Annotated in this window: 15 protein-coding genes; 4 read left to right on the top strand and 11 right to left on the bottom strand. The window is 66.0% G+C overall.

Features of this window, described 5'->3' with window-relative positions:
* Nucleotides 1–10: 10 nt before the first annotated feature.
* From GJ693_RS01700 to dapA, 4 genes are read right to left on the bottom strand one after another with little or no spacing between them, the layout of a single operon-like run.
* A complete protein-coding gene (locus GJ693_RS01700) occupies nucleotides 11–1,576 on the bottom strand; it encodes an ATP-binding protein (RefSeq protein ID WP_197041876.1) in 1,566 nt (521 codons plus the stop codon).
* A gap of 31 nt (nucleotides 1,577–1,607) precedes the next feature.
* The gene (locus GJ693_RS01695) at nucleotides 1,608–2,273 is read right to left on the bottom strand and encodes a sulfite oxidase-like oxidoreductase (protein ID WP_156254607.1); all 666 of its coding nucleotides are present in this window, start codon (nucleotides 2,271–2,273) and stop codon (nucleotides 1,608–1,610) included.
* On the bottom strand, nucleotides 2,273–2,755 hold the full coding sequence (gene smpB, locus GJ693_RS01690) for an SsrA-binding protein SmpB (RefSeq protein ID WP_156254606.1): 483 nt from the start codon (nucleotides 2,753–2,755) through the stop codon (nucleotides 2,273–2,275). The genes GJ693_RS01695 and smpB overlap by 1 nt, the downstream gene beginning before the upstream one ends.
* Nucleotides 2,755–3,639 carry a 4-hydroxy-tetrahydrodipicolinate synthase gene (dapA, locus tag GJ693_RS01685; RefSeq protein WP_156254605.1) on the bottom strand — a complete coding sequence of 295 codons (885 nt, stop codon included), beginning with the start codon at nucleotides 3,637–3,639 and terminating at the stop codon, nucleotides 2,755–2,757. Before dapA ends, smpB begins: the two co-directional genes overlap by 1 nt.
* A gap of 35 nt (nucleotides 3,640–3,674) precedes the next feature.
* Here dapA and GJ693_RS01680 point away from each other — a divergent pair, with 35 nt between their 5' ends.
* A complete protein-coding gene (locus GJ693_RS01680; RefSeq protein ID WP_156254604.1) occupies nucleotides 3,675–5,717 on the top strand; it encodes a lytic transglycosylase domain-containing protein in 2,043 nt (680 codons plus the stop codon).
* Here the strand turns inward: GJ693_RS01680 and GJ693_RS01675 are convergent.
* From GJ693_RS01675 to aspS, 3 genes are all read right to left on the bottom strand, one after another.
* On the bottom strand, nucleotides 5,714–6,502 hold the full coding sequence (locus tag GJ693_RS01675; protein WP_156254603.1) for a polyphosphate kinase 2 family protein: 789 nt from the start codon (nucleotides 6,500–6,502) through the stop codon (nucleotides 5,714–5,716). The two genes, GJ693_RS01680 and GJ693_RS01675, sit on opposite strands and share 4 nt — an antisense overlap.
* A gap of 42 nt (nucleotides 6,503–6,544) precedes the next feature.
* The gene (locus GJ693_RS17435) at nucleotides 6,545–7,069 is read right to left on the bottom strand and encodes a PEPxxWA-CTERM sorting domain-containing protein (RefSeq protein ID WP_235902546.1); all 525 of its coding nucleotides are present in this window, start codon (nucleotides 7,067–7,069) and stop codon (nucleotides 6,545–6,547) included.
* Between the two features lie 204 nt (nucleotides 7,070–7,273).
* Nucleotides 7,274–9,055 (bottom strand): aspartate--tRNA ligase, encoded by a 1,782-nt coding sequence (gene aspS / locus GJ693_RS01665; RefSeq protein ID WP_156254602.1) that lies wholly within the window; start codon nucleotides 9,053–9,055, stop codon nucleotides 7,274–7,276.
* Between the two features lie 91 nt (nucleotides 9,056–9,146).
* On the opposite strand from aspS, the gene rnd reads away from it, so the two are divergent.
* On the top strand, nucleotides 9,147–10,316 hold the full coding sequence (rnd, locus tag GJ693_RS01660; protein ID WP_156254601.1) for a ribonuclease D: 1,170 nt from the start codon (nucleotides 9,147–9,149) through the stop codon (nucleotides 10,314–10,316).
* On the opposite strand, the gene GJ693_RS01655 is transcribed toward rnd, so the two are convergent.
* The 3 genes from GJ693_RS01655 to GJ693_RS01645 are packed head-to-tail and all read right to left on the bottom strand — an operon-like array spanning nucleotide 10,313 to nucleotide 14,605.
* Complete coding sequence (locus tag GJ693_RS01655; protein WP_156254600.1) at nucleotides 10,313–10,924, bottom strand: DJ-1/PfpI family protein; 612 nt, start codon at nucleotides 10,922–10,924, stop codon at nucleotides 10,313–10,315. The two genes, rnd and GJ693_RS01655, sit on opposite strands and share 4 nt — an antisense overlap.
* Entirely contained in the window at nucleotides 10,924–12,459 is a 1,536-nt protein-coding gene (locus tag GJ693_RS01650) for a Ppx/GppA family phosphatase (RefSeq protein ID WP_156254599.1), read from the bottom strand. Before GJ693_RS01650 ends, GJ693_RS01655 begins: the two co-directional genes overlap by 1 nt.
* Nucleotides 12,440–14,605, bottom strand: coding sequence for an RNA degradosome polyphosphate kinase (locus tag GJ693_RS01645; RefSeq protein WP_156254598.1), 2,166 nt, complete (start codon nucleotides 14,603–14,605; stop codon nucleotides 12,440–12,442). The genes GJ693_RS01650 and GJ693_RS01645 overlap by 20 nt, the downstream gene beginning before the upstream one ends.
* Nucleotides 14,606–14,757: 152 nt before the next feature.
* Here GJ693_RS01645 and GJ693_RS01640 point away from each other — a divergent pair, with 152 nt between their 5' ends.
* Nucleotides 14,758–15,270 carry a carboxypeptidase-like regulatory domain-containing protein gene (locus GJ693_RS01640; RefSeq protein WP_156254597.1) on the top strand — a complete coding sequence of 171 codons (513 nt, stop codon included), beginning with the start codon at nucleotides 14,758–14,760 and terminating at the stop codon, nucleotides 15,268–15,270.
* Nucleotides 15,267–16,436, top strand: coding sequence for a lipase family protein (locus tag GJ693_RS01635; RefSeq protein ID WP_156254596.1), 1,170 nt, complete (start codon nucleotides 15,267–15,269; stop codon nucleotides 16,434–16,436). Before GJ693_RS01640 ends, GJ693_RS01635 begins: the two co-directional genes overlap by 4 nt.
* A 266-nt stretch (nucleotides 16,437–16,702) precedes the next feature.
* Here GJ693_RS01635 and GJ693_RS01630 read toward each other — a convergent pair whose 3' ends face one another.
* Nucleotides 16,703–17,314: an HdaA/DnaA family protein gene (locus tag GJ693_RS01630; protein ID WP_156254595.1), complete on the bottom strand. Its 612-nt coding sequence runs from the start codon at nucleotides 17,312–17,314 to the stop codon at nucleotides 16,703–16,705.
* Between the last annotated feature and the right edge of the window lie 170 nt (nucleotides 17,315–17,484).

Below are 17,484 nucleotides of genomic sequence, written 5' to 3'. Positions count from 1 at the left end.
TTCAGCGGAATCAATCCTTCAGCGGTTGGGCAGTGGCGATGGCTGACACCAGTTCGGCCAGGGCGAAAGGCTTGGCCAAGAAGCGGATTCCGCGCGCGTCCGCTTCGCGGTGTCGCGGCAGTTCGGCATAGCCGGACATCAGCACAATGCCCATGTCTGGCCGCATCCGCGCCGCCTCGAATGCCAGTTCGACGCCATCGATGCCGGGCATCATCACGTCAGACACGAGCACGTCGAAGATCTCGCCTTCGCGCAGGATGGCCAGCGCCGCCATCGCGTCGCCAGCGATGCTGACGATGCAGCCCAGCCGTTCCAGCCCGCGCGCAAACACGGCGCGCACCGACGGTTCGTCCTCCACCAGCAGCACGCGGCGGCCGGCCGGCACCGGTTCCGGCGGCGGCGGCGGTTCGACGCGTTCGGGGCGCACTTCGACTGGGCGGGGCCGACCGGGCAGATAGATGGAAAAGGTGGTGCCACGCCCACCCGGGCCCGACTTGGCAAAGATAAAGCCGTCGGACTGCTTGATGATGCCATAGACGGTGGAAAGCCCCAGTCCGGTGCCCTGCCCTTGCGGCTTGGTGGAGAAGAAGGGCTCGAAGATCTTGGCGGCGATTTCGGGGGGAATGCCGCTGCCGGTGTCGCTCACGTCGATGGCAACGAAATCGATCGCCGGCATCATGTCATGGCCCAGCGCCTTGACGTTGCGGCGGGTGATATCAGCGATGGTGATCACCAGCTTGCCATTGCCCTGCATGGCGTCGCGGGCGTTGACGGCAAGGTTGACGATCACCTGCTCAAGCTGGCCCGGATCAGCGCGCACGCTGAACTGGCCTTGCGGCGCGACGATCTCGAGTTCGATGGCCGGGCCGAGCAGCTTCACCAGCAGCGGCCGCAGCTCCTGCACCACGTCCTGCACGCACAGCAATTGCCGGTGCTGTGGTTGCTGACGGGCGAAGGCGAGCAACTGGCCAACCAGGTTGGCGCCGCGCTGGCCGTTGCGCAATATTTCTAGGATGGCCTCATGTTCGGCGCTGGGATCGGAGAACTGTTCCAGCAGATGCTCGGCATGCCCCAGAATGGCGGTGAGCAGATTGTTGAAATCATGCGCGACCCCGCCGGCCAACTGGCCCACTGCCTGCAGACGGGTGACGGCGGCGACCTGGGCTTCCAACCGCATCTGCTCGCGGATGTCGCGCATGGCGATCAGCGCGGCAAAGCCCATGCCGGGCGGGATCGGCATGACATTGATGTCGCGCAGTTCGTCGGGCCGTTCCGACAATGCCAGCCGCAGGCCGTGGGCATCGCCGCCATTCAACACGTCGGCGACTGCGCGGGCCAGCAGCGGGGCATCATCGGCAACCACCATCGCCTCGGGTCGCAGGCCGGGGCGCCAGCCCTTGCCGGCTGTCGCCTTCATCGCGTCATTGCCGGTGACAATCCGCCCCGAACTGTCGATCAACGCCAGCGCGATCGGCAGGTTCATCAGCAGCGAGCCGATCCACGGACTGGTCAGTCCTTCCGCATAGGGCACTGGCCAGCTGTTCTCGACCGGATGGAAGTGAGTCCAGTCGCTCACAGCGGCGGGCGCTTCGTCAGGGGGAGACTGGTCAGGAATAGCGTTGCTCCGTCCAGGGGTCGCCATCGTTGTGATAGCCACGTACCTCCCAGAAGCCCGGTTTGTCCACGGCCAGAACCTCGATGCGGGCCAGCCATTTGGCGGATTTCCAGAAATACCAGCGCGGGATGATCGCTCGCACCGGGCCACCATGCTCACGGCTCAGCGGCACGCCATCATGGGCATGGGCGATCAGGCAATCATCGCCGGCAAACCGCTCCAGCGTGACATTGGTGGTGTAGCCATCGGCACCATGCAGAACGACGACATTCGCATTGGGCAGCGGCTGCACCACGCTCAAGAGATGGCTGGTGGCGACGCCCGACCAGCGATTGTCAAAGCGCGACCATTGGGTGACGCAATGGATATCGGACACGTCTTCGACCTGCGGCTGCGCCTGATAGGTCGCCCAGTCCCAGGTCACCGGATTGGCCACGGCGCCATCGACGCTCAGCCGCCATTCCGCCTGCGAGATTGCCGGCTTTACCCCCAGATCGAGCACCGGCCAATTTGTGACCAGGCGCTGGCCTGGCGGCAGGCGCTGGGCGTGGCCGGGGTCGGTATGGCCGGTGAGCAGGCGGCGGCTTTCGGCCCAGGCCTGCTTGATGGCAATCAGCTTCTCGCGAATGCCACCGTCCTTGCCGCCGTTTTCTGCCATCAGCCTCGATCCCTCAGCAGGCGGGCCTTGTCGCGCTGCCAGTCGCGTTCCTTGGCCGTTTCGCGCTTGTCGTGCAGCTTCTTGCCCTTGCCCAACGCCAGTTCGACCTTGGCGCGGCCGGTGCCGTTGAAATAGATCGACAGCGGGATCAGCGTCATGCCCTGGCGGGTCACGGCGTTGTTCATCTTGTCGATCTCGCGGCCATGCAACAGCAATTTGCGCGGCCGCTTGGGCTCGTGGTTGAAGATATTGCCGTGGCTGAATTCCTGGATGGTGGCGTTGATCAGCCACATCTGGCCGTCCTTCACCTCGGCAAAGCTTTCGGCGATGCTGGCCTGGCCAATGCGCAGCGACTTCACCTCGGTGCCGGTCAGCGCGATGCCGGCCTCCACCACATCCTCGATATAATATTCGAACCGGGCGCGCCGGTTCTCGGCGACCGTCTTCACCTTCACGCCGGTTTCGGGCTTGGGCCTGGCCATCACATCAACCCGGCGTGGACAAGCGCGGCATCGACGGCGGCCTTGGCTGCCGCCGATGGCTCTACGATGGGCAGGCGCACCTCGGTCGTCATCCGGCCCAGGCGACCCAGCGCATATTTGGTCGGGCCCGGCGAGGTGTCGGCAAACAGCGCCGCGTGCAGCGGCTGCAGCCGATCGTTGATGGCGAGCGCGGCGGCATAATCGCCCTTCAGCATGGCTTCCTGCATCTGGGCACACAGGCGCGGCGCCACGTTGGCGGTGACGGAAATCGCCCCCACCCCGCCCTGCGCGTTGAAGCCCAGCGCCATGTCGTCATTGCCCGAAAGCTGGATGAAATCGGCCCCGCAGGCCAGGCGCTGCTGGGCGACGCGGGCGATATTGCCGGTCGCGTCCTTCACGCCGATGATGCGCGGCAGCCGGGCCAACTGCGCCATCGTTTCCACGCTCATGTCGGCGACGCTGCGGCCGGGAATATTGTAGATGATGATCGGCAGCCGTGCCGCGTCGTGCAGGGCGGTGAAATGCGCGATCAGGCCAGCCTGCGACGGCTTGTTGTAATAAGGCACGACGATCAGCGCAGCATCAGCGCCCACCTTTTCGGCGTGGGCGAGGTGGGCGATGGCCGTGCGCGTATCATTGCTGCCGCAGCCGGCGATGACCGGCACGCGCTTGTTAGTCACGTCAACGCAGGCGGTGATCACGGCATAATGCTCGTCATGGCTCAGCGTCGGCGATTCGCCCGTCGTCCCCACCGGCACCAGGCCGTGGCTGCCCTCGCCGATCTGCCATTCGACAAAGGCAGCAAAGCCGTCGAGGTCCACCGCGCCGTTCCTGAACGGAGTGACCAGAGCCGGCATCGATCCGTTGAGGGTGAGTCCATTCATTGCGCGTTCCTCTGCCGCCCCTTATCACAGGCGCCATGTTCAATGCGCGCAATAGAAGCGGCTGGGCCGCCCTGTCCAGCATTGCCATGCTGGCCACCGCCGCGCCGGCCGCCGCTCAGGCCCTCGATGCCGCCACCATCGCCCGCTACCAGGCGCGACTGGCCGACAACGAGGCCGGGCGCTTCAGCGGATTGTCGGCGGCGCCGCTCACCGGCGGCCAGGCGGTACCGGTGCTCGACGACGTCGTGACTTGGGACCGGCTGCGGCGCGACAGCTTCAAGGGAAGCTTCAGCGACTATGCCGCCTTCCTGGCCGGTCATCTCGACTGGCCGGCGGTCACCACCATCCGCCGCCTCGCCGAACGGAACATCAACGACGACACGCCGCCCGATCAGATCGTGCGCCATTTCGCCAAGGTCCCCCCGCTCACCGCCGAAGGCAAATGGCGGCTGGCCGAAGCGCTGGCGGCAACCGGGCAGGCCAGTGCGGCCGCCACCTGGGCCCGCGACGCGTGGGATTCGGCCGGCCTCGATGAAACGCAGGAGGCCCGTCTGCTTGCCCGTTTCGGCGACAGGCTGCGCCCGGCCGATCATGCCAACCGCATGGACCGGCTGTTGTGGGCCGACCGGACGACTCCGGCCGGCCGCATGCTGGCCCGCGTCGATACCGACACGCGGCTGTGGGCGCTGGCCCGCATCGCGCTGAAGCGCAATGCGCCAGACGTCGCGGCGCGGCTCGGCGTCATCTCGCCGGCCCTGCGGCGAGAGGCCGGGCTGCTGCTCGACGAGGCGCAATGGCTGATCCGCAACAACCGGGCCGACGAGGGCAATGCCCTGCTCGCCGCCAACGCGACGTCGCGGGTTGCCGGCGGCGAATTCACGCTTGGGCTTGAATCCTGGCTGAAGTCCCGGCTCGACATCGGCCGCGCGCTGTGGCGGGCTGGCAATGCGACAAGCGCGCGTGCCGTGCTGGCCAGCCATGGCCTCGACCCGGCCCGCATGGCCAACCGCCCGGTCAGCGAGCGCGCCGCCTTTCTCGACACGGAATGGCTGGCCGGCTGGTTGGCGCTGCGCAAGCTGGGCCAGCCGGGCCTTGCCCTCAGCCATTTCCGCAATGCCCGCGCCGTGGCGCAGGCGCCAATCAGCCAGGCCCGCGGCGATTATTGGGCTGGTCGCGCGGCTGAAGCCGCCGGCCAGCGCGATCAGGCCCGGCAATATTATGCCGCCGCTGCCAGCCACCCCGATTATTTCTACGGCCAGCTCGCCGCGGAGCGGTTGGGCCAGGCGCTGGCACTGACCGCGCGTCCGCTGCCGGCCGTTGACAGCCGCAGCGCGGGGAATTTCCGCGCCGAACCGCGGGTGCGGGCGGTGTTCGCGCTCGCCGATGTCGATCGCCCGCGGCAGACCATCTTCCTGAAGCAGCTGGCCGACACAGCCGACACGCCGGACCGCGCCATCCTGGTGGCCAATCTCGCCGGGCCGCTGGGGCGCCCCGATGCCGGTGTTCATGCCGGCAAGGCGGCGCGCGGCACTGCCGAACTGACGATGATAGCGGCGGCCTTCCCGTTGCTGCCGCTGCCCGACAGCCTGGTCCCGCGCTTTGCCATCATTCACGCCATCACCCGCCAGGAAAGCCAGTTCGACCGCAGCGCGCGATCGAGCGCCAATGCGCTGGGCATGATGCAGCTGCTCCCCGGCACGGCGGCGGAAACCGCGCAGAAACTCGGCCTTCCGGCCAGCCCAGCCAGCCGGCTGTTGGACGACCCGGTGTGGAATGTCACACTGGGCAGCGCCTATCTGGAACGGCTGCGCGCCGCCTATGGCGGATCGGCGCCGCTGGCCGTGGCGGCCTATAATGCCGGGCCGGGCAATGTCCGGCGCTTCCTCGCCCTCAACGGCAACCCGAAGGACGGCGACATCATCGATTGGATCGAGAGCATCCCATTCTCCGAAACCCGCAATTATGTGCAGCGGGTGCTGGAAAATGCCGTCGTGTATGAAACCCTCTATCCCGACCGGGCGACCACGAAGGGCCCGAACCGGCTGAGCGAGTGGCTGGGCAAGAGCACGCCGGGTTAAAGCAGCTTCTTCCCCAGCGCTTTCTCGGCCGTCTTCACCAGTTCCGGATCGGGCTCCGGCCAACGCAGGTCCACCCCGGCGCCCAGCGTATCGCAGATGATCTCGAGGCTGCGCACCCGGGCCCATTTCTTGTCGTTGGCGGCGACCACATGCCAGGGCGCTTCCGGCGGCGAGCACAGGCGGAACATGTCGTGATAGGCCGCCATATAATCGGCGCGTTTTGACCGGTTGTGATAATCCTCTGCGCCAGTCTTCCAGCGTTTCCAGGGCGTTTTCAGCCGTTCTTCAAGTCGTTTGTCTTGTTCCTTCTGGGTGATGTGCAGGAAGATCTTCACCAGCCGCACGCCATCGCCCATCAACAGCGCTTCGAAATCATTGATCTCGCCATAGGCCTGGCGCCAGCGCGGCTCAGGCGTGAAACCATCCACCCGCTCTACCAGCACGCGGCCATACCAGGTGCGATCGAACACGGCGATTTCACGATTGCCAGGCAACCGCTGCCAGAAGCGCCAGAGATAATGGCGGGCAGCCTCTTCCTTCGAGGGCGCCGCGATCGGCCAGACCTTGCAATAACGCGGATCGAGCGTTGCGTTCATGCGCGTCACCAGACCGCCCTTGCCGGCGGCATCCCAGCCTTCCAGCGCGACGATGCCCTTCAGCCCCTGCGCGATATAGGCGGCCTGGATCAACTCCAACCGGTGCTGCAGCGCCTCCAGCTTCGTTTCATAATCGCCGCGCGGCAGATCATGATCAGCTTCAAATTCGGCGAGATTGTGCGGGCTCATGGCCGGCAGGCTGGCAGCCCGCCGGCCTTGAAGCAAGCCCGATCAGGCCGCGACGGCGCCGCGCCGACGGCGGGAGACCGCGCCGACCAGGCCAAAGCCGGCAATCAACATCGCCCAGCTCGCCGGCTCCGGTACGGCACCGATCCCAGGCGTGATCGTGTTCGCGCGCCAGCCACCAGTGTCGCCAGACTGCTCGACGAAATTGGGATTGCTCGGCGCCGACGTGCTGAAGAAGGCACAGAAGGTGTTGGGGAAATGGGTGCAGCTGCTCGGATCGCCGCTCGACGCGAGAATATAACCCGTGCCGTTGGCCTGGAAGCTGAACTTGATCGGATAGGGGATGTTGGTGCTGACGATGGTGAGCGGGTTCGCGTCATTGTTGTACGTCAGTGCATCGTCGAAGGTAACGGAGTAGCTGAGAAACAGCGGCGTGATCGGCGGCGGCGCCGGTGTGCCGAAATAGACGCTCCAATCAGTCGCCGTGAAGCTGCCCGACAAGGTGGTCACCGTCCCACTCGCCGACGTCGCGGCGGCCAGAACAGAAGCCGCAATCAGAAACCTGCGCATCTCACACTCCCCCGTTGTCGATGCCCAACGCGAACATCAACATGAATGAAAAAATAACAGATTATTTACAGAAGGCAACGGACCACATTGACGTCCGGCACCAGTGCAGAAGATACGGCAAGCCGCCCAGGGTGTGCCCGGGCGGCTTGCCTCTTCAGACTTGCTTGCAAATTCTACCGCGCTCGCCGGGCGGCACCGGACATGTCAGTCCACCACGCGGATATGCAATTCGCGCAACTGCTTCAGCGTCACCGGCGCCGGCGCGTTCATCATCAGGTCTTCGGCCTTCTGCGTCATCGGGAAAACGATGACTTCGCGAATGTTGGGCTCATCCGCGATCAGCATCACCATGCGATCAACGCCCGGCGCCGAGCCGCCGTGCGGCGGGGCGCCAAACTTGAAGGCGTTGATCATGCCGGAGAAATTCTCGTCGACCTGTTCCTTGGTGTAGCCGGCGATTTCGAACGCCTTGTACATGATGTCCGGCCGGTGGTTGCGGATCGCACCCGACGACAGTTCGACGCCGTTGCAGACGATATCATACTGATAGGCCTTGATGGTCAGCGGATCCTGCGTCTCCAGCGCCTCCAGCTCGCCCTGCGGCATCGAGAACGGGTTGTGGCTGAAGTCGATCTTCTTGGCGTCCTCGTCATATTCGAACATCGGGAAATCGACGATCCAGCAGAATTTGTAGGCGTTGTGCTCGATCAGGTTCAGTTCGGTGCCGATGCGGGTGCGGGCGAGGCCGGCCAGCTTGGCGGCGTCCTTTTCCTTGCCGGCGGCAAAGAAGCAGCCATCGTCCGGGCCAAGGCCGAGCGCGTCATAGAGTGCCAGCATGCCGGCTTCGCCATGGTTCTTGGCGATGGGGCCGCCGAACTCGCCGGCCTTGCGCGTGACATAGCCCAGGCCGGCATAGCCTTCGCTGCGCGCCCATTCGTTCATGTCGTCGAAGAACTTGCGGCTCTTGTCGGCGGTGCCCGGCGCCGGAATGGCGCGCACGACACTGCCGCCCTCGACCATCTTCGCAAACAGGCCAAAGCCCGAGCCGACGAAGTGGCTCGACACATCGCTGATGATCAGCGGGTTGCGCAGATCGGGCTTGTCGTTGCCGTACTTCAGCATCGATTCCGCATAGGGAATGCGTGGGAAGGCGCCCTTGGTGACCGACCAGGGTTCGCGGCCGCCAAAGCCGGAAAATTCCTCGAACACGCCGGCCAGCACCGGTTCGATGGCAGCGAACACGTCCTCTTGCGTCACGAAGCTCATTTCGAAATCGAGCTGGTAGAATTCACCTGGGCTACGGTCAGCGCGGGCGTCTTCATCGCGGAAACAGGGCGCGATCTGGAAATAGCGGTCAAAGCCGGCCACCATCAGCAGCTGCTTGAACATCTGCGGCGCCTGCGGCAGCGCATAGAATTTCCCCGGATGCACGCGGCTGGGCACCAGGTAATCGCGCGCGCCTTCCGGGCTCGACGCGGTCAGGATCGGCGTCTGAAACTCGGTGAAACCCTGATCGATCATGCGGCGACGCAGGCTCGCGATCACCTGGCTGCGCAAGATGATGTTCTGGTGCAGGCGGTCACGGCGCAGATCGAGGAAGCGATATTTCAGGCGGATGTCTTCGGGATACTCCGCTTCGCCCGCCACCGGCATCGGCAGTTCATCGGCGGCCGATTGCACCACGATGTCCTTGGCGCGCACCTCCACCTCGCCGGTCGGCAGCCGGGCGTTGATGGCACCGGCTTCGCGCAGCACCACCTCACCGGTGATGGTGACGACCGATTCTTGCCTGATCCGGTCCAGCACCGGGAAGGCCGGTGACGATGGGCCGGCGACGATCTGGGTGATGCCATGATGATCGCGCAGATCGATGAACAGCACGCCGCCATGATCGCGCTTGCGGTGGACCCAACCCGACAGGCGAACCGTCTGGCCGGCATCGGCGGCGCGCAGGGCGGCACAGTTGTGGGTGCGATAAGCGTGCATTTTGGCGGTTCCAGGAACTTTGTTCGTGAGCGGCGGCTAGCACACGTCATTCACCGCTTTGTCAAGCGGCGAGATTGGAGTAACGGGCGCCATGCTGATTCATCCGCTGGTGACGGACACCGCGACTCTCGAAGCACTTTGCGCCCGTTGGGCCGCCGCCGATTTCGTCGCGGTGGACACCGAATTCATGCGCGAGAGCACCTACTACCCGGATCTGTGCCTGGTGCAGGTCGCCTGCCTTAACGAAGCCGCCGCCATCGATCCCAAGAGCCCCGATCTCGATCTCACGCCGCTGTTGAAGCTGCTGGTCGAAGAACCGGTTCTGAAAGTCTTCCACGCCGGCGGGCAGGATCTGGAAATCATCTACAATCTGACCGGCAAGACGCCGCAGCCGCTGTTTGACACCCAGATCGCCGCCATGGCGCTGGGGCTGGGCGAGCAGATCGGCTACACCAACCTGGTTGCCGCCTACACCAACATCCATATCGACAAGGGCGCCCGCTTCACCGACTGGGCGCGGCGGCCGCTGAACGATCGCCAGATCGATTATGCCATTGGCGACGTCACCCACCTCGCCCGCATCTTCCCCAAGATGGTCGACAAGCTCCGCCGCACCGGCCGCGGCGAGTGGCTGGACGAGGAGATGGCGCGCGCCTCCGATCCGGCCACCTATGCCAATGATCCGGAACGTGCCTGGCTGCGTCTGCGCCTGCCCAGCCGCAAGCCCGACGTGCTGGGCCGGCTGAAGGCGCTGGCGCGCTGGCGCGAGCTGGAAGCGCAGGACAAGGATGTGCCGCGCGGCCGCATCGTCAAGGACGAGACACTGGCCGATCTCGCCTCCTCACCGCCCCGCACCCAGGCCGATCTGGCCAAGGTGCGCGGGCTGTCGGCGGCCTGGGGTGGCAACGCCATCGGCGCCCGTCTGATGGAAGCGCTGGAACTGGCGCAGCCGCTCGACCCCGAGGAATTGCCGGCGCGCGAGCCGCAGCGGCCGGGCCTGTCGAGCGAAGGCGCGCTGATCGCTGACCTGTTGAAATTGCTGCTGAAGATCCGCGCCAAGGAAGCCGGCGTGGCGCCGCGCCTGATCGTGCGCGCCGATGATCTGGAACTGCTCGCCGCCGGCCAGCGCGATGGCCTTGATGTGCTGCAGGGCTGGCGGCACGACATCTTTGGCGCCGATGCACTGGCGCTGGTGGAAGGCCGGCTTGGCTTTGCTGTCACCGACGGCAAACTGAAAATGAGCCAGTTGAGCGGCGATTAAGCTGGCACTGGCTCCAGAAACGGCGCGACAACAGCCCGCGCACTTTCGACAAAGCGCTGCTTCTCACCCACCGGCGCAACATAATGGAGGGCGCTCGCTGCCGCCTCCCAGCCAGCGCCGCGCGCCATGATCCACGCCGCCAGATAGGGCGAAGCCAGGCACCCGCCGGCGGTCGCGACATTGCCGTGCGCCACGAACGGCGCATCGATCACGTCAACGCCGGCCGCCTGCACCCAGGGCTTGCTGATCAGATCGGTGCAGGCCGGCAGCGAACCGATCAGGCCCAAGCGGGCCAGCAGCAACGTGCCCGAACATTGCGCGCCGATCAGCTGTCGGGTCGGATCGAGCCTGATCCGGGCCAGCAGGGCCGCATCTTCGGCCACTTCGCGCGTCTTGATGCCGCTGCCGATGATCACGGCATCAGCCTCGGCGGCAAATTCGATCGGGCGCTGGGCCGCGATCTCCACGCCGTTCATCGAAGTGACGCGCACCGCTGGCGAGGTGATGTGCGCCATCCAGCCAAGCGGACGCAGCCGGTTGATGATCGCTGCGGCCACGAAACTGTCGATCTCGTTGAAGCCATCGAAGGTGAGGATGGCAACGTGCATCAGCTGAGCTCCATCTGCGGCTGCAGCCCGAGCGCCGCGCCCAACAACTTCAACCGGCGTTGCACGGCGTCGCCACCGGCCAGATCGACATGGCCATTGCCCACCCGAAGCAGCAGTGCATTGCCGGCCCGTTCCAGCCGGCTGGCGGCCAGCCCGACGGCGGTGCCGCCGGTGAGGCGCTGACCGAGGCGCAGCGCCAGCCCCCAGGCGCGGGCACGGGCCAGCAGCTGCACCGGCGCCAGTTGCAACAACGTGGCCATCACCGGCGCATCGGGACTGCCGCCGAAACAATAATGCAGCGCGCAGGCCAGCGCTGCCCGCTCTGCCGAATTGACCGCCACCCAATTGCCATGCAGCGCCACGTCAACGCCGCGTTCCGGGCGGAAATCCGGGTGGGCGCGCCAGGCAATGTCCGACAAGAGGCACGCCGCCAGCCGCAGGCGGCGATCCCCGGCCGGTTCGTCGCTGAACAGCGGGTCCATCCAGTCGAACAGCATGTCACCATGTTCGGCAAAGCGGCCCTGGCGCGCGCCTTCGGCTCGGGCCGCGGCGATCAGCGGATCAAGCGCCCGCTCTTCCGGCGGGAGATCGGCATAGAGCAGCCCTTCGCGCAGGCCAAAGCCCGAGGCGATGACGCTGGACGATCCGAGCTTCTTGACCACCGCCGCCAGCAGCATCGCCGCCCCCGGCAGTGACGGCAGCCGCGAGGTCGAAAGATGCGGCACGGCCTTCAGCGTGGCGAGATCGGTGTGCGCAAGGCTGCGGAACAGCTTGGCCGGGGCGCTCGCCGGCATCTCATATTGATGCACGATTGGCAGCGGATGGCCGGTCATCCAGATGTGGATCTGCGCCAGCGCCCGCCATGATCCGCCCACGGTATAGAAGGGCCGGCCCTTGCCTTCCCCGGCCCAATCCACCTTGTCCAGCGCCTTGGCGATGAACGGCGCCAGCGCGCGGCGGTCGCGCTTCCTGACCGCATCCAGCCGCAGCGCGCCGATGGGGAGCGAGATGCGGTTGCCCATCTCGCCGCCCGATACGCGGATCAGTTCCAGGCTGCCGCCACCCAGATCGCCGACCACGCCATCGGCCAGCGGAATGCCCGACACCAGCCCCATGGCGGCGGCGCGCGCTTCGGCCTCGCCATCGATCACCTCGATCGCCAGCCCGCATTCAGCAGCGACCCGATCAATGAAGTCGTGGCCATTCCTCGCCTCACGCACCGCCGCTGTGGCCACAGTGCGCACATTGGCGACGCCCATGGCCCGGGTGAGCGCGGCAAAGCGGCGAAGGCCAGCCACCGCCACGTCCATGGCATTGTCGCTCAGCCGGCCATTGGCGGCCAGCCCGCGCCCCAGCCCGGCCATCACCTTTTCGTTGAACATCGTCTCCGGCATGCGGGTGCGGCCGTGATAGACGACAAGGCGGATGGAGTTGCTGCCGATGTCGATGATGGCGCAGCGGTCATCATCGGCGCCCGCCGGCGTTGAGGCCGGCCGCCAGCGCTCCAAAATGCGCTCAGGCCAGGCCGGCGGCATCGGTCTGCTCGTTCAAATCCTCATCTTCATCCGGCAGCACCAGCACCGGCACCGCCTTGGCATCCTTCATCTGGCCGCGGCCTGACAGCGAGGGATTGGTCATGAAATAGCGATGCAGGTTGAACGGATCGTCGCGCCCGACCTCGACCCGGGCATAATGGCCACCGGCGTCCATTTCCCAGCTCTGTTGGTTGTCCTTCAGATTGGCCAGCATCACCTGGTTCAGCACCTGGGCGTGGACGGTGGGATTCTCGATCGGCACCATGATCTCCACGCGGCGATCGAGGTTGCGCGGCATCCAGTCAGCCGAACTGATGAACACGCGTGCATGGCGGCTGGGCAGTTCATGGCCGCCGCTGAACACACAGATGCGGCTGTGCTCGAGGAAGCGGCCGATCACCGATTTCACCCTGATATTGTCCGACAGGCCGGGCACGCCCGGTTTCAGGCAGCAGATGCCGCGCACGATCAGATCGATCTCGACGCCGGCACTACTTGCTTCATACAATTTCTCGATGATGCCGGTATCAACCAGGCTGTTCAGTTTCACCCAGATCGCTGCCGGCCGGCCTTTTCGCGCGTGGGCGATCTCCTCGTCGATCAGGCCATAGAGCCGACTGCGCATGGCGAGCGGCGCCATTGCCAGTTTCTCCAGCCGGGTCGGCTGCACATAGCCGGTGATATAGTTCATCACCTGCGCGGCATCGCGGGCCAGCACCGGATCGGCGGTGAAGAACGACAGATCGGTGTAGATGCGCGCCGTCACCGGGTGATAATTGCCGGTGCCGAAATGCACATAGGTGCGGATCGCCGCGCCCTCGCGCCGCACCACCATGCTCAGCTTGGCGTGCGTCTTCCATTCGACAAAGCCATAGACGACCTGCACGCCGGCGCGTTCCAGCTCGCTGGCCCAGCGGATATTCTGTTCCTCGTCAAAGCGCGCCTTCAGCTCGACCACCGCCGTCACCGACTTGCCGGCCTCGGCCGCGTCAATCAGGGCGCGCACGATGGGCGAGTTCTTGCCAGCGCGATACAGCGTCTGCTTGATGGCGATCACGTCGGGATCGGCCGCGGCCTGGCGCAGGAAGGCCAGCACCACCTCGAAGCTTTCATAAGGGTGGTGGACCACCAGGTCCTTGGCGCGGATCGCGGCAAAGCAATCGCCGCCATGCTCGCGGATGCGTTCGGGGAAGCGCGGCGTGTGCGGTTCAAACTTGAGGTCGGGCCGGTCTTCCTCCACCAGCAGCGCCAGATCGTTGATCCCCAGCACGCCGGAGACCAGGATGGTATCACGGTCTTCCACGCCCAATTGGCTCTTCACCAGCATCAACAGGCCGGGCGGGGCATTTTCCTCCATGGTGAGGTGGATCACCTCGCCGCGCCGCCGCCGCTTCAGCGCGGTCTGGTAGAAACGCACCAGATCTTCGGCCTCTTCCTCCACCTCGATGTCGGAATCGCGGATCACGCGGAAGGCGCCATCGCCGATGAGATCGTAACCGGGAAACAATTGCCCGAAGAAGGCGCGGATGGTGTTCTCAAGGCTGATCCAGCGCACGGATTTGCCGGGCAGCCGGATGAAGCGCGGCAGCATCGCCGGCAACATCAACAGCGCGCGCAGCAGTTCATCGTCCGACTGGCGGCGCAGTTCGAGGATCAGCGAAAAGCCCTTGTTGGGGATGAACGGGAACGGGTGTGCCGGGTCGATGGCCTGCGGGGTCAGCACCGGGAAAATCTGGTCGAGGAAATGCGTCTGCAACCAGTCCCGCTCCGCCTTGCCCAACTGGTCGGCGGTGATCACCTGGAAATCGGCGCGCGCCAGTTCCTTGACCAGCAGGCTCCACACCCGCTGCTGCTCTTCCATCAGCAGGTCAGCGCGGTCGGCAATGGCCAGCAACTGCTGGGCCGGAGTCATGCCTTCGGCGCTCAACGTGTCGATATTGCCGCGCACCTGGCCGCGCAGACCGGCGACGCGCACCATGTAGAATTCATCGAGGTTGTTGCCCGAGATCGACAGGAAGCGCAGGCGCTCCAGCAGCGGATGGGCGCGGTTGGTGGCTTCGGCCAGCACACGCTCGTTGAACGACAGCCACGACAGTTCGCGGTTGATGTAGCGCTGGTTGGGAAGCAGATCGGGCGCAATTTGCATGGCCGATGCTTTACCCCGGCCAATCGCCGCTGGGTAGTGTCCAAACGCGACGGGAAAGCAGCGCCGGCCTGTTGACTCCGCCCCGAGAGCGGCAGACAAATCAAGGCATTCGCAGGACGGCGACGGGGTGGAGCCAGATTTTGCAGCAGCAGATGAACCGCAGCAACCGGCCAAACGGTGCCAGGCTGGCGCTCGCCCTGCTGGCTGCCGCCACGCTTTCAGGGTGCAATGACATGGCCGACATGGTGATATTTTCGGAACTGCACGGCCAGGTGCTGTCGGGCGGCGCGCCGGTGGCTGGCGCCAGTGTCGAACGCAGCTGGGACTGGGGCCTGACCGACGAGAAGGGCAAGGACAGCACCACCACCGATGCCCAGGGCAATTTCCGCCTGCCCGCCGTCAGCCGGCGCGGTGGCCTCAGGGCCTGGTTGCCGCACGAACCGTTCGTGGAACAGACCATCCGCGTCACCCACGCCGGCCAGACAGTTGATGTGTGGATGCTCGACAAGCGCAATTATCGCGCCGGCGGCGAACTGGGCGCCGGAAAGCAGGCCAGTGCGCTGGCGGTGACCGTGATCCTCGATGCGCCGATTGCCCACAATGGCCCGGTCTATGGCCGCGCCACCATCAGCCCGCTTGGCGAGACCGGAAAGGCGCAGCCATGACCCAGTTGACCCCAGCGCTTGCCGCTGCGGCGGCCACCGGCGTCTATGGCCTGCGCACCACCGATATGGCCGGGCTGGCCGCGCGTGGCCGCACGCTGGGCACGGAGGCGTTTTTCGACATCACGTCCAACACGCCCATATCCGGCCGGGCCGGCATATCCATGTTCCGCACCACGTCAGGCTTTGGCTATCTGGCGCGCGGCAAGGCCAACACGCCCTATGAAGGCGATCTGCTGCTGGTGACGCGCGGCACGTACAAGACCAGCGTCGAAGACTGGCTGACCAACCTGACCATCGCCATGGAAGTGGGGCCAGGCGGCGCGCTGGTCCACGCCGGCTTCAACCGACTGCGCGAGACGATGCAGAGCCAGATCGACCAGTCGCTGCGGGCGGCCGGCCCGTTCCGCCGCATCCACATCGTCGGCCACAGCCTGGGCGGCGCGCTGGCCACACTGAACGGCGCGACCCTGATTGCGCGCGGCGAACGCCGGGTCTCCATCTACACGTTCGGCGCGCCGCGTGTCGGCAACTGGGCCTTCGTCAGATGGCTCGACAACAATATCGGCAGCGAGAATATCCGCCGTGTCTTCCACCCGGCCGATCCGGTGCCGATGATCCCGCTGTTTCCGTTCTTCCACGCGCCACCGGGCGACGCCTTTGCCCTGCCCAACACAGATGGCGGCATCATCAATCCGAAATATCACGGCATGGACGACAGCTATGTGCCCGGCGTCGGCGAGATGAGCTGGTCGGGCCTCAGCGTCGTCGGGCAGGAGCCGGACAGCGGTATCAAGCTGCAGCGCTGGCTGGCCGAAGGCGGCGTCACCAACGGCTTCGTGATGGGATCGGCCCGGCTGCTCGGCTTGATCGGCGACGCGCTGGCCTGGATCTTGAAGCGCGCAGCACAAGTGGTGGTGGGTTCGGTGCTGACCGTGGGCGCCACGCTGCTGGATCGCATCGCGTCGGTGCTGGCGGCTGGAGTCGAAGCCTCGCTCGAACTGTCCGCCTATATCTCGACCCTGGTGAGGGCGATCTTCAAGTTCCTCGGCCGCGCCGCGACGGCTGCCAAGGACCTGTCCCGCGCCTTCCTGCGCTGGGTGCTGGAGCTGCTGTTCCGCGCCGTCGTCTCCACCGCCCGCCACGCGCTCGACCGGCTGGGCGACTAAAGGCCGTGAACGCATGAAATTCACCCGTCGGGACGGGATTGTGCAGCCCGAGGCGAGTGAGCAAGCGCCGTGGCGGTAGCAGCGCTACCGCCCAAGCGCAGCGAGCGCTGCATCGGGCTGCACAATCCCGCCTGCGGTGGCCCGGAGAAGTCAAATCAACGTCGTCGGGCGGCTCGCTGGGGGGCTTTGCCCCGCCTTCGCCTTCCGCCAACGCCGATTTGGCTTCTCCGGGCCATCACGAAGGGTGGATTTCATGCGTTCACGGCCTAGAAACCGAATTCGCCCTGCCCGTCGACGACTTCGCGGGCGAAGGGAATGGTGATGGCGCGGCGGCGGGAAAGCGCGGCAGCATCCAGCGCCGCAACCACCGCCTGCGCCGCCACAAGGCTGCGCTCGATGCGCACCACCAGCCAGCGGATCAGATCATCGCCCACCTTGATGCCGCGTTCCCCGAACAGCTTGGCCAGCACGGCGCCGAGCAGTTCATCATCCGGCTCACCGAGCCTGACCAATGGCGTCGCCGCCAGCCGGCTGGCCAGATCGGGCAGGCCATGGCCCCAATCGCGCGGGCTGAGAGGGCTGGTAAGCAGCAGCGGCGTTTCGCGGGTGGCGGCGTTCCAGGCGTGGAACAGGCTTTCCGGGTCTTGCCTTTCCGCATTCTCGATCACCTGCGCCCGGTGATGGGCGGCAAACCAGCGCGCCAGGTGGGTCTTGCCGCTGCCTTCCGGCCCGACGATCAACGTTACCGGCACCGGCCAAAGGCTTGGGGCCGCCAGCCAGGCGGCAGCGGCGCGATTGGCCTCGGTGATGGCAAGCCGGTCAGGGCTGTGATCGACCGGCCAGGCCAGCGGCAGCGCCGGTTCGGGCGCGGCGCTCATCGGCCGGGCGGTGTGGGCGTTGGTGCAGCAGGCTTGGTCGGCGGCGGCGCAACCGGTGCCGGCAGTCGCCGCAGCACCAGATCGGCGCCCACCGGATCAAGCGCCCAGCCGCGCAACGCCAACGCCTCGCGCAGGGCGGTCGCCCCGCCGGGCAGTGCGATTTCCAGCCG

The sequence above is a fragment of the Sandarakinorhabdus oryzae genome, assembly GCF_009733735.1.
GTDB classification, from domain to species: Bacteria; Pseudomonadota; Alphaproteobacteria; order Sphingomonadales; family Sphingomonadaceae; genus Sandarakinorhabdus; species Sandarakinorhabdus oryzae.
The sequence above is the reverse complement of the archived record's forward strand: the minus strand, read 5'-3'. Positions and strand labels throughout refer to the sequence as shown.